Here is a 12303-nt window from a genome sequence, read left to right on the forward strand (position 1 = left end):
AAGGCGATGAGCGGCTATGTACTGGAGTTCCGGCATATCGACAGGACCAGTCTGCCCCTAGTGGGTGGGAAAGGGGCCAATCTCGGAGAAATGACGCAGGCGGGCTTTCCCGTTCCCCCGGGATTTTGCGTGACGACGGAAGCTTACCGCGCTTTCATAGAACGAAGCGGCGCTATGGAAGGATATTTTCGCAGGCTCGAAGGCGTCGGGGCGGATCAGCTGAAGGCGATAGCCGAGCTGGGCGGCGACATCCGCGGCTATTTGCAGACGGTAGCTATTCCGGAGGAAGTTAGCGAACGCGTCGTCGAATGCTGGAGCCGGTTAGGGGAAGTGCAGGCTTATGCCGTTCGGTCCAGCGCCACCGCGGAGGATCTGCCGACCGCTTCCTTCGCGGGACAGCAGGATACGTATTTGAACGTCTGCGGCAAGGAGCAGCTGCTTCAGGCGATCCGCCGCTGCTGGGCGTCCCTGTTCACGGACCGGGCCATCTCGTACCGGGCGAAGAACGGCTTCGATCACCGCTCCGTGCTGCTCTCCGTCGTCGTGCAGCAGATGGTATTCCCGGAAGTGTCCGGCATTATGTTCACCGCCGATCCTGTCAGCGGCCACCGGGGCACCGTATCGATCGACGCCAGCTTCGGTCTAGGCGAAGCGCTCGTATCCGGCTTGGTATCGGCCGACTTGTACCAGGTTCGCTCGGGAGGCATCCTAACGAAGAAGATCGCCCGCAAGAAGCTGGCGATTTACGCTTTGCCGGGAGGAGGCACGCAGACGCAGGAGCTTCCCGAGGCGATGCAGGAGCGGCAGGCGCTGAGCGACGAGCGAATCGAGGAGCTGGCCGGCCTGGGAGAGCGGATCAAGCGGCACTACGGCGCGGATCAAGATATCGAATGGTGCTGGGCGGACGGCAGGCTGTATATCGTCCAGAGCCGGCCGATCACCTCGCTGTATCCGCTGCCGGACATCGACATCGCGGAGGGAGAATCGCCTCATGTGCTGCTGTCGTTCGGTCATCAGCAGATGATGACCGATGCGATGAAGCCGCTGGCGATTGACGTGCTGCGCACGATGCTCCCCTTCGGCAAGCCTGCCTTGCGGGAGCCGAGCCGCCTGGCCTACAGCGCCGGAGGCCGGATATTTCTGGATATGACGCCGCTGTTCTCGCTGCGTTCGGCCAGGCGGCTGCTGCCGAAGCTGCTGACCGCCATCGACGAGCAGATGGCTAGCGGCATCGCGGAATACATTCGGCAGGACGATTTTGTCCGCGGCCTGCCGAAGCAGAAGGGGCTGCCGCTCACGGTGCTGCGCTTTATGCGGCCGATTGCCTTCCGCTTGGCGCGCAATCTGATCGCGGCGCGGCCCGAACAGGCCGCTGCGGAGCTTAATGATTGGATGGAGACGTTCATTCGGGAGAGCGAACAGCGGCTCGCCGGCACGCGCGGAGAGCCGCGGATTGTAGGGCTGCAGGAACGGACGGGAGCCGTGCTGCGCAAGCTGTTCACCGAGGTGATGGCGTATCCGATGGCCGGCATTGTATCTTCGCGGCTGATCGCCCGCCTTGCCGAGCGGTGGCTCGGCGAAACGGACATGATGCCGATCCTGAACAAGTCGCTGCCGGGCAACGTCACCAGCGAGCTCGGGCTGATGATCGGCGATTTGGCCGACGCGGCCCGGCGCAGCCCGGAGGTGACGAGACTCCTGCAAGACGGGGATGCGGGCCGGCTGCGCAGCCGGCTCGGGCTGGCGAAGGACGGCGGGGAATTCGTCGCGCTCTGGGACCGCTTTATGGAGCTGTACGGGATGCGCTGCCCGGGCGAGATCGATATTACGAGACCGCGCTGGCGGGACGATGCGGGCACGCTGCTGCCGTCCATCGTCAGCCATATGCGGACGATGGAGCCCGGCAAGCACCGCGAGCGGTTCGCCCAGGGAGCCCGCGAGGCCGAACGGGCCGCCGAGGAGCTGACGGCCCGCGTTCGCGCGCTGCCCTTCGGCCGGCTGAAGGCGAAGCTGATGTCCAGGCTGCTGCGGGTATACCGGCATACGATGGGGCTGAGGGAGCATCCTAAGTATACGATGATCCGCTGGTTCGGCATGATGCGCGGCGCGCTGCTCGAAGAAGCGCAGGAGCTCGTCCGGGCGGGGACGCTGGACGCCGCCGAAGACGCGTTCTACTTGACGCTGGAGGAGCTGCGTCAAGCGGTGCAGGGCCAGCCGGACGTGCGGCTGGCCGAGATCATCGCCGAGCGGAAGCGCGAGTACGAGCGCTTCCGCGGGCTGACTCCGCCGCGCGCCATGACGAGCGACGGCGAGATGCTAACCGGCCGGCGCAAACGGCAGGACGCGCCGGAGGGGGCCTTGCTCGGCACGCCGGTATCCGCCGGCGTCGTGGAGGGCATCGCGCGGGTCGTGCTGCAGCCGAGCGAGGCCCGGTTGAATAAGGGCGAGATTATGATCGCCCCGTTTACGGACCCCGGCTGGACGCCGCTGTTTCATTCCGCGATCGGCCTGGTGATGGAGGTCGGCGGTCTGATGACGCACGGCGCCATCGTCGCCCGCGAATACGGCTTGCCGGCCGTCGTAGGGATCGACGGCGCGACGCGGCGGATTCGCGACGGGGACTATATCCGTGTCGACGGGACCCGCGGTTATGTGCTTATTTTGCCGAAGCCCGAAGGCGAAGATTCGCCGTGAAGGGCAAGGGCCGAAGCCTTCACGGCGGCGGCATGGTTCGCCGGGAGAATGTATAGTAACATAAGCGGCATACTGCGGTAACGGCGGGGCGCTGCCGCGTCCCCGGCCGCCGGAGAGGAGGAAGCTATGACACTAAATCTGCACACGTTATTCCGTCCGGTTCAAGGCAACGGCCGCATCGCTTTCCAGCGGTATGTGGAGCTGCCTCCCTCCCTCGCGCTGCGGCCCTACGTATCCTGCTATTGGGCATCGGAGCCGGCGTTAGCAGAGGCCGGGTCTAACGCAACGATCCGGGCAGGTAACGCCGATACGGCGGAGACCGCGCCGAAGGACCGCGTGCTGCCCGACGGCTGCGCCGATGTCCTGTTCGAGTGCGATACGGCGGAAGGCTGCGGCTCCGTGAGGTTTTGCGGCATCTTGGAGCGGCCGTTCCCGATCAGCTATGACGAGGCGAAGCCGGTGCGCAAATTCGGCATCCGTTTTTTGCCGGGAGGCGCTTATCCCTTTATCCGGGATCATCTGTCCGGGTTTACGAACCGGCATGTCGCGCTGGGCTGCATTTGGCGGCCCGCGGCGGCTGCCGAATGGGGCGAGCGGGTGATGCGGGAGCCGTCGCTTGCCGGTAAAGTGCGCGTCGCGGAGCAATATTTGCTCGCTCTGCTGCACCGGACGAGCCCGGCGCCGGATGCGGCGTTAAGCAATTTGCTGCATCGGATGTTTACGTCCAAGGGGACTATTGCGATCGTTCAGCTGGCCGAAGCCGAAGTCATCGGGGTCAGACGGATGAACCGTCTGTTCGAGCGCCATATCGGCCTCAGTCCCAAGAAATTCGCCGGGATCGTCCGGTTTCAGTCTATGCTGCGGACGATTGAGGCCCGCAGTGCGGCCGACGGATTGTCGCTGGCGTTCGACCACGGTTTTTTCGACCAATCGCATATGATTCGCGATTTCCAGCGTTATTACGGCGCATCGCCGCTCACGGCCGTCCAGGAATTCGGCGGAGTGTCCGATTTTTACAATCCGCCTTCCGGGTAAGCGAGTATAATCGACTTATACCGATAACCACCATTTTACAGGCGAGAGAGGAGCCGAAGCGATGACGGCAACGATGAAATCCATTCATGTCAGCGTAACGATCGAGAAACCGGCGCAGCAGGTATACGACTATGTGTCCGATCTGAACCGATTCCCGGATTGGGCGACCAGCTTTTGTCTGGCTGTCGCGCCTGCCGCGGACGGCTGGTGGGAGATGCTAACTCCGGAGGGGCCCATGAACATCCGTTTCGTGGAGCGAAACGATTACGGCGTGCTGGACCATTACGTAGATACGGGCCGGGGGGAGCCGGTGCTTAACCCGATGCGCGTGATTGCCAACGGCTCGGGGGCGGAGGTCGTGTTCGCCGTGTTTCAGCAGCCGGGGGTGCCCGATGACAGCTTTGAACGGGACGTTGCTATGATCCGGCGCGATTTGGAAACGCTGAAGAGCGTACTGGAGCGATAAGCGAGGGCGTCTTAGCGGGAGTTATGCCGGACAGGCTTGAGAGAGCGGAACAGACCGGAACCAACCGGCTCGTTATGGGCGAGCGGTTGGTTTTTTGTTGTTTAGGAAATGATGCGCAGCAATGTCCTGTGGATATCCGGGTGCTCCCCGAAAGTAAAGTCTACCCATAGAACGATCCCAGAGGAAGGGTTAGACCGCCGATCCAGCTTAGGCTGGATGCGGACGGAATAAGCTTCAGAGCATCACGTCATTTTGGGGGATTTGTTCCCGTTTTGGCTCCGGCGATTCACTTGACGCACAGCGGCGCGGCGAAGATGAAGTCAGCAGCCCGCTCATCGACGCAGACGACAAACCGGCCGGGAGCGAATCACTCCCGGCCGGTTCTTTATGCGCTTCACGCCGAGCGGCGCAGCGCGTCAGCCTGCACGCCATGTCACTGCGCGTGCAGCTTATTATTGCCGAACGCTTTGGCATACAGCCAGCTGCCGACGACGATCAGCACGCTCAGCAGAAGCAGCAGATTGCTGTAAGGGAAAGCCGCATCGCTTCGCACGGTAGGCAGCAGCGGTAGCGCGAGCGCGCTTTGCTCCAGCAGCTTGCCGGCTAATGCCGCGCCTACGGTCTCGGCGAAGAAGCAGGCGAGACTGAGCAGCCCCATCCCGATGCCGGCCTCTTGCTCGCCGAGCGTCATGGAGACGCTCCCGGACAAGGAGGTTTTCACGAAGGAGATACCGCTATAGGAAAGCAGCAGCGCTCCGGCCGGCACCCACGGCGTCAAATCGGCGAACAAGGCCATAATCAGCAAGCTGCTTAGAAACAGTCCCGCGCCCGAATAGAATACGAGGGTGTTGCCCTTGCGGTCGGCCAGATTGCCGCCGATCACGCCGAACGCGATGACGCCGATCGAACCGGGGAACAGCACCCAGCCGATTCCGTCCGCGGCCAGATGATGCACATGGCTTAGCATGAGCGGCATCATGAAGATAAGGCCCATTCCGGCGGCCAGCATTACGCTTCCCGCCAGCATGCCGACGACGAACGGGCGGTTGCGCAGCAGGCGCGGCTCGATGAACGGCTCTTCCGTGCGTACGATATGCAGCGCGAAGACGGCCAGCAGCGCCGCGCTGAGCAGCAACCATATCCATTTCAAATACGTGAGGAATAAGATGAGGCAGGCCAGGCCGCCAGCCAGCGCCAGCGCGCCGGGTATATCCAGCTTGCCGGGTTTGCGCGGCTCGTTCGGAAGCCTCCGCAGCAAATAAGGCAGAGCTGCCAGCGACAGCACCGGAATAAGAAACAGCAGCGACCAATGGTAGCGGCCTGCGACGAAGCCGCCGACGACCGGTCCGATCCCTTCGCTGAAGGCGACGGTCGAGCCGATGATGCCGAACATCTTGCCGCGGTCCTTCGGCGCGAAATACCGGACGACCATCACCATGATGATTCCGGCCATCGAAGAGGCCCCGGCCCCTTGAACGACGCGCGCGGCGATCACGGCGGGATACCACTCGTGCGCGGCGAACCCGAACAGCGATCCGCCGCTGTAAATGGACAGGCCGATCAGAATAAGCCTGCGCAAGCTGTATATATCGGCCAATCTGCCGTAGACGACCGATCCGACGCCGAAGACGACGGAGAAGCCGGTAAGCACCATGCTGATCGCGGACGGCTGAAGAGCGAACTGCCGGGCGATGCCGGGCGTCGCTACATTAAACACCGTTTCGTTCAGCACGCTGAAGAATATAAGCCAAATCAGCCACGGCACCGACTTTTTGACGTCGAGCGCGGGCGAAGGTTGTTGCTGCTTATCGTAATCCAAGAAGATACCCCTTCCGTTATTCGAAGGGAATCACGCAGTTTATAGGGTGTATGATGCGGTTCCCCCTAGAATGTGAAGCAGTACCCGAATGACCTTTGTTTTTTGCCGCATGGCTTTCCGCCTCCTAAGTCATATTCCATGCCAGCTTATCATAGAGGGGACCTGAGCGAATACGGAAAAATTCGTTTGAATAAAACGCTCCGTGGGGCAGGGTCCGGCAGCCTCTGCGGCACCCGCTTGTTTGTGCGCCGCTCTCAAACATGGTAGACTTTTTTCTATAGCCGCCCTTGTGAAGCATCCGGATTTTGCATACAGGCGGTTTTTCCTTTGCCTGCTTTACACACGGATGTTCCAAGGCGTTTCGATTCAAATCGGAGGAAGGAGAGCGCGCTGTGCCCAACACGATTCTCATTGTCGAAGACGAGCAGATTTTGCGCGAGGTGATCAAAGATTACTTGCTGCATGCGGGCTATCTTGTGCTGGAGGCTGAGGACGGAAAAGAAGCGCTGTCCCTCGTTCAAGAGCAAGAGGTGCATCTGGTCATTCTCGATATTATGCTTCCCCGGCTCGACGGATGGTCGGTATGCCGGCGCATCCGCAAGACGTCCCGGATTCCGATCGTTATGCTGACGGCCCGCGCCGATGAAGAGGACACCCTGCTCGGGTTCGAGCTGGGGGCCGACGATTATATCACCAAGCCGTTCAGCCCGCCGATCTTGCTGGCGCGAGTCAAGCGGCTCCTTGAACATGGCGGCTCCGGGCCCGCCTCCGACACGTTGTCCGCTGGCGGCATTAAGGTGCATTTTCCATCCAGAACGGTCGCTGTAGACGGAGTTCCGAGCAGTCTGACGCATACCGAATTCGAAATTCTCACTTACTTGATGAGAAATCAAGGAATGATCGTCACGAGAGAGCAGCTGCTCGAAAAAATCTGGGGCTATGATTTTGCAGGCGACGATCGAACCGTCAACAGCCATATCCGCAATCTTCGTTCCAAGCTGGGAGAGCGGGCGGATTGCATTGTTACGGTGGTGCGTTCCGGTTATAAATTCGAGGACCGGGCATGAACAGAAGCATTACATGGAAGCTGTTTCTCTTGACGACGGCGCTGTGCATGTTGATTTTGGCGGCGATTTTTGCCGGTCAGACGATTTTTTTCAAGCAATTCTATGTGACCCAGAAAGTAAACGATATTCAGGCCAGCCTGCAGGAGTACGAACAGAAATATCGGGAAGCCGAGGGCGGCGCAGAAGCGGTGCGGAGGCTGGAACAGGAGTTCTATCAGAAGCACGGCACCTGGGTGACGACGCTGGATGCGCTTGGCAATTTGAAGTATACCGGCGATTTTTATCTGGAAGTGAAGCTGGAGAAATCCAAGGGCGAAGCCGAGGCTTTTTCCAACCAAACGATAACTGTTCCGCTGTACGGCCTTGCGAATGCAGAAGAATTGATTCCGAGCAACTCCTTCTTGCGTCCGGGAAGCCGCGTCGTCGTGCAGGGAATCAAGCAAGGCTCTGCGGTCGTGCCCTATCGACTCGGCGTTGAATTCAATGTCGCCTGGGAAAATGACCAAATCGCCAAAAAAGAGCACGAAATTGTCCCTACCTTCGAGGACCCCTCCAAGTGGCATGAGGAGTTTCCCTCCGTCTGGCTGAATGGATGGATTACGAAGGCGCAGCTGCCCGGCAGCGGTTCCGGCCGGCTGATTTATACGAATCGCTGGTTTATCGACCGGATCAAGGCGTTTCAGGCTGATCTGCTGTTAGATCCGGCGCAGGAGAAGCCCCGCGCTATGACAGTGATGAATGCGGAGGATAACGATATTCCATACAAGCTGTTCATCGATCCAATTACGGATCAAGACGGCGCTCCGGCTTACTTGTTCGCCATGGCCTCGCTGCAGCCGGTCGATGAAGCGGTTGGAATGATTCGAAGCTACTATGTTTATATCATCGCCGCCGCTCTGCTGCTCATTGTGCTGCTGTCTTTCTATTATTCCAGGCAAATTGCGCGTCCGCTGCTGCGGATGAACCGGACGACGAAGAAGATGGCCAGCCTCGACTTCTCCGAGACGCTTCCCGTTACTTCCCGGGACGAGCTGGGGGCGTTGTCGCATAACATTAACGAGATGTCGGAAGCGCTCCACTCTCATATCAGGCAGCTCCGGCAGGACATTGAGAAGGAAAAGCGGCTGGAGAGAACGAGGAAGGAATTCATCGCCGGCGTATCCCACGAGCTGAAAACCCCTCTTAGCGTGATCCAAAGCTGCATTTCGATCTTAAAGGATGGCATCGCCGAGCAAAAAAGAGAGCATTATTTCGCCGCGGTGGAGAACGAAGTGCGCAAGATGGATCTCCTGATCGTCGAGATGCTGGAGCTGGCCAAGTTCGAGTCGGGCACGTACCGGATGGAGACGGATGCTTTCTCCATTCGCGAAGCGATACAATCGGTATGCGGGCAGCTGGCGCTGAATATGGAGGAGAAGCGGCTGCAGCTTCATACCCGTCTGGACGATGCCGCAGTGACGGCCAACCGAAATCGGATCGGGCAGGTGCTCACCAACTTTATGACCAACGCCATTCGCCATACGCCGGAGAACGGCTCGATCCGAATCGCCGCCGTTATGGAGGAAGGCCTTGTGAAGGTCAGCGTTGAAAATCAGGGCGCACCGATTCCCCCGGAGCTGCTGGACCGGATATGGGACCGGTTTTACCGGGGGGAGCCTTCCCGGCAGCGGTCCGCCGGAGGCACGGGGCTCGGGCTCGCCATCTGCAAGAACATTCTGGAGCTGCATGGGGCGCCTTACGGGGTCGAGAATACGGAATGCGGCGTCATGTTTTATTTCTATTTGCCGCTCCAAGCGTAGAACTTCGGTTCTGCGCTTTTTTTTCATTTCATCTGCACTTTATCTTTACATGCCGCTGGTAATCTATTCGCTGTACGAAAAGCAATAGAAAGGAAGATTCGAAATGATCAAACGTATGACGGCCCTAGTATTGGCAGGCAGCCTGGTTTTATCGCTGGCCGCCTGCGGCCAAAAGGAGCCTGCTGCGGCAGCGAACGGACAAGCCTCGACATCCGCTGCTTCCGGGGAAGGCGCCGGCGCAGCGGCCGCGGCGGATAAGCCGAAGTATGCGGATCTTTTCAGCCAAAGCGTATTTTTGGGAGATTCCATCACCGAGGGCTTGTCTTACCATGAGCTTCTGGATGAAGCCAATGTCCAAGCGGGCGCGGGGAAAACGGCGGAATTCGCCCTGGCCTCGAACGATGTGGAGGAGCTGGCGGCGAGGAAGCCGCAGCATGTGTTCATTCAACTGGGCTCGGACGATATCTTGTGGCCTACGGACGATCCGAAGGCGTACTCGCTTAAGTTCTACGGCCAGTTGATCGACCAAATCAGGAGCAAGCTTCCGGATGCGCAGATCACGATCCTCACCGTCACTCCGGTCACGGCGGAAGCGGAGAAGGAGGAACCCCGGTACCGCAATATCGCCGACTATAACGGGGGATTGAAGGAGCTGGCCGCGAAGAAGCAGACGGCGTTCACCGATTTATCCCCGATCTTCGCGGGGCATCCGAATCTGCATGATGCGGACGGCATTCATTTCAACGCGGAATATTACTCGCTGCTGCTGGATTTCCTGAAGGATCAGGTCTGATCCCGGGGAGGTAGGCGTTAGCGTGGTATTCAGCAGTCTCATCTTTTTGTTCTTGTTTCTGCCGCTGGCGCTCGGCTTGTATTATTCGGTTCCGCACGGCTGGCGCAATATGATGCTGCTGGCGGCGAGCCTGGTGTTTTATGCCTGGGGCGAGCCCGTGTATGTGTTCCTGATGATCTTCTCGACTGTATTCGACTATGCCAACGGCCTGTTGATCGATAAATTCAGAGAACGCGCAGCGGCGGCGCGGTTGATCTTTATCGGCTCCATCGCCGTCAATATCGGGGTGCTCTGCTTTTTCAAATACGCCGGGTTTCTGGCCGAAAATCTTCATCGGCTGACAGGCTTATCGCTGCAGGTGTCCGACCTTCCGCTTCCGGTAGGCATTTCCTTTTACACGTTTCAAACGATGTCTTATGTGATCGACGTGTACCGGAACCAGGTGCCCGTACAGCGAAACCTTATTTCCTTCGGCGCTTACGTCGCGATGTTCCCGCAGCTTGTGGCCGGCCCGATTGTCAAATACGGGGATATCGCCGGGCAGCTGGGCATGCGGAAGATCACCTTGGCGCGCTTCGGCGAAGGAGCCGAGCTGTTCATCCGGGGATTGGCCAAGAAGGCGCTGCTCGCCAATAACATCGGGCTATTGTGGGCGGAAGTGAAGGCGACGCCTGCGGAGGACCTTAGCGCACTGTCCGCTTGGCTTGGCATCATCGCCTTTACGTTTCAGATTTATTTTGACTTCAGCGGATATTCGGATATGGCGCGGGGACTCGGGCGAATGTTCGGGTTCGAATTCCCCCTTAACTTCCATTATCCCTATACGGCCCGGAGCATTACGGAATTTTGGCGGCGCTGGCACATCTCGCTCGGCTCCTGGTTCCGGGAATATGTATATATTCCGCTCGGGGGCAACCGCGCGGGACCGTGGAAGCGGCTGCGCAACCTGCTTGTCGTCTGGCTGCTGACGGGACTATGGCACGGCGCGAGCTGGAATTTTGTCTTATGGGGGCTGTACTTCGGCGTTTTCATTGCGCTGGAGAAGCGGCTTCTGCTGCCTTGGCTCGCCGGCAAGCCGAGAGCGGTAAGCCATGTTTACACGATGCTGGTCGTCATCATTGGATGGGTATGGTTCGAATTCGGGCATCTGACCGCCGCAGGCGGCTTCCTGGCCGCGATGTTCGGCTTGGGCGGGCACGGCTGGGCCGACCGTCAGTCCTGGTACGACCTTTCGATGTATGGAATGCTGTTTCTTATCCTGGCGCTGTGCGCAACGCCGCTTCCCGGGCAGGCGCTGCTGCGGCTCCGAGGGAAGCTCGGCCGTATCGGCGCCGCGGCGGTTCCGCTTCTGTACGGAGGCTGCCTGTTTGTATCGACGGCTTATTTGGTCAACGCGACGTACAATCCGTTTCTTTATTTCCGGTTTTGACGAACGGGCGGATTGGAAAAAGAAGGGGGACCGGATTTATGGGCAGGCAAGACGAGCCTTATTATCGGAGAATCGCCTGGATTATGCTGTTGTTTCTCGGCGCGTTGTTCCTTCTGAGCCGTGCCGTACCCGCCAAGACGTTCTCCGAATCGGAGAACCGGATGTTGGCGCAGCTTCCGGCGTTTTCGCTCGACTCCCTTGTCCGCGGACGGTTCACGTCCGGTTATGAAGCGTATTTGGCCGATCAATTCGCGGCGAGGGATATGTGGATCGGCGTGAAATCCGATGTCGACAGGCTGCTGGGGAAAAAGGAAAATGGCGGCGTTTATCTGGGCAAAGACGGCTATTTGATTCAAAAGTTCAGCGAGCCGAAGGACGAGGAGGTGCAGAAGCGAATCGGGGCGATCCGGGCGTTCGGACAGGCGACGCCGAATGTGCGCAAGTTCGTCATGCTGGTGCCGACCGCCGCGGAGCTGCTGCGAGACAAGCTTCCCCGCTTTGCTCCTGCGAGCGACGAGCGGAAGGTTATGGAGCAGGTGAAGCGTTCGCTGGGGGAGTCGGCGGCCTGGGTCGACGTCTATGACGCATTGGATTCCCGGAAGGATGAGCCCTTATTTTATAAAACAGACCATCACTGGACGACCCGGGCGGCGTATTACGGGTACCGCGAATTGGGTCGGGCGATGGGATTCGCCGCGAAGGCGGAGCAGGACTACAGCGTACAGGAAGCGACCGGCGCCTTCTATGGCTCGCTTTATTCCAGGAGCGGATTTCGGCATCTGCAGCCCGACCGCATAGAGATCTATATGCCGAAGGAGGCGGAGCACGTCCAGGTGGAGTATGCGGAGGAGGGGCTGAGCGCGGACTCCTATTACGAGCCCGGCAATCTCGGGAAGAAGGATAAGTACGCGGTGTTTCTGAACGGCAATCATCCATGGGTCCGTATCCGGACGGGCTTTGCGGGGGCCGGCTGCTTATCGTGAAGGATTCGTACGCGAACTGTCTGATTCCGTTTTTAACGGAGCATTTCAGCGAAATCGACGTCATCGATCCGAGGTACTATTCCGATTCCATCGTACGGTTCACGAAGGAGCATGCGATCAGCGACATGCTGCTGCTGTACAATGCAAATACGTTTTTTGAAGATGCGTCGGTCGTACGCTTGGGCGATGAGGAATAAACGGGAAGGGAGGAAATGCGT

The 12303-nt window shown here is 59.3% G+C and carries 10 protein-coding genes; 9 read left to right on the top strand and 1 reads right to left on the bottom strand.

Annotation, left to right across the window (positions count from 1 at the left end; genetic code table 11):
- The first annotated feature begins 6 nt into the window (after positions 1-6).
- The 3 genes from SK3146_RS19755 to SK3146_RS19765 all read left to right on the top strand — a co-directional run bounded on the left by SK3146_RS19755 (position 7) and on the right by SK3146_RS19765 (position 4195).
- A complete protein-coding gene (locus tag SK3146_RS19755; protein ID WP_249860432.1) occupies positions 7-2694 on the top strand; it encodes a phosphoenolpyruvate synthase in 2688 nt (895 codons plus the stop codon).
- 126 nt (positions 2695-2820) lie between these two features.
- Positions 2821-3729, top strand: coding sequence for an AraC family transcriptional regulator (locus SK3146_RS19760; RefSeq protein ID WP_249860433.1), 909 nt, complete (start codon positions 2821-2823; stop codon positions 3727-3729).
- A 61-nt stretch (positions 3730-3790) separates the two neighbouring features.
- Entirely contained in the window at positions 3791-4195 is a 405-nt protein-coding gene (locus SK3146_RS19765; RefSeq protein WP_249860434.1) for an SRPBCC family protein, read from the top strand.
- Between the two features lie 433 nt (positions 4196-4628).
- Here the strand turns inward: SK3146_RS19765 and SK3146_RS19770 are convergent, their stop codons facing one another.
- Complete coding sequence (locus tag SK3146_RS19770) at positions 4629-6014, bottom strand: MFS transporter (RefSeq protein WP_249860435.1); 1386 nt, start codon at positions 6012-6014, stop codon at positions 4629-4631.
- 392 nt (positions 6015-6406) lie between these two features.
- Between SK3146_RS19770 and SK3146_RS19775 the strand changes: the two genes are divergently transcribed.
- The 6 genes from SK3146_RS19775 to SK3146_RS35145 all read left to right on the top strand — a co-directional run bounded on the left by SK3146_RS19775 (position 6407) and on the right by SK3146_RS35145 (position 12282).
- A complete protein-coding gene (locus SK3146_RS19775) occupies positions 6407-7081 on the top strand; it encodes a response regulator transcription factor (RefSeq protein WP_249860436.1) in 675 nt (224 codons plus the stop codon).
- Positions 7078-8880, top strand: coding sequence for a HAMP domain-containing sensor histidine kinase (locus SK3146_RS19780; RefSeq protein ID WP_249860437.1), 1803 nt, complete (start codon positions 7078-7080; stop codon positions 8878-8880). The genes SK3146_RS19775 and SK3146_RS19780 overlap by 4 nt, the downstream gene beginning before the upstream one ends.
- 103 nt (positions 8881-8983) lie before the next feature.
- A complete protein-coding gene (locus tag SK3146_RS19785) occupies positions 8984-9673 on the top strand; it encodes a GDSL-type esterase/lipase family protein (protein WP_249860438.1) in 690 nt (229 codons plus the stop codon).
- A gap of 22 nt (positions 9674-9695) precedes the next feature.
- A complete protein-coding gene (locus tag SK3146_RS19790; RefSeq protein WP_249860439.1) occupies positions 9696-11102 on the top strand; it encodes an MBOAT family O-acyltransferase in 1407 nt (468 codons plus the stop codon).
- A 38-nt stretch (positions 11103-11140) separates the two neighbouring features.
- Positions 11141-12085 (top strand): DHHW family protein, encoded by a 945-nt coding sequence (locus SK3146_RS19795; RefSeq protein ID WP_349655154.1) that lies wholly within the window; start codon positions 11141-11143, stop codon positions 12083-12085.
- On the top strand, positions 12082-12282 hold the full coding sequence (locus SK3146_RS35145; RefSeq protein ID WP_349655155.1) for a hypothetical protein: 201 nt from the start codon (positions 12082-12084) through the stop codon (positions 12280-12282). Before SK3146_RS19795 ends, SK3146_RS35145 begins: the two co-directional genes overlap by 4 nt.
- The last annotated feature ends 21 nt before the right edge of the window (positions 12283-12303 follow it).

It is taken from the genome of Paenibacillus konkukensis, from assembly GCF_023523925.1.
Lineage (GTDB): Bacteria > Bacillota > Bacilli > Paenibacillales > NBRC-103111 > Paenibacillus_S > Paenibacillus_S doosanensis.

Bases quoted from the DNA above. Each gene is read 5' to 3' on its own strand.
- SK3146_RS19785 (WP_249860438.1), top strand. From the start codon at position 8,984: ATGATCAAACGTATGACGGCCCTAGTATTGGCAGGCAGCCTGGTTTTA.
- SK3146_RS19760 (WP_249860433.1), top strand. From the start codon at position 2,821: ATGACACTAAATCTGCACACGTTATTCCGTCCGGTTCAAGGCAACGGC.
- SK3146_RS19765 (WP_249860434.1), top strand. From the start codon at position 3,791: ATGACGGCAACGATGAAATCCATTCATGTCAGCGTAACGATCGAGAAA.
- SK3146_RS19755 (WP_249860432.1), top strand. From the start codon at position 7: ATGAGCGGCTATGTACTGGAGTTCCGGCATATCGACAGGACCAGTCTG.
- SK3146_RS19780 (WP_249860437.1), top strand. From the start codon at position 7,078: ATGAACAGAAGCATTACATGGAAGCTGTTTCTCTTGACGACGGCGCTG.
- SK3146_RS19795 (WP_349655154.1), top strand. From the start codon at position 11,141: ATGGGCAGGCAAGACGAGCCTTATTATCGGAGAATCGCCTGGATTATG.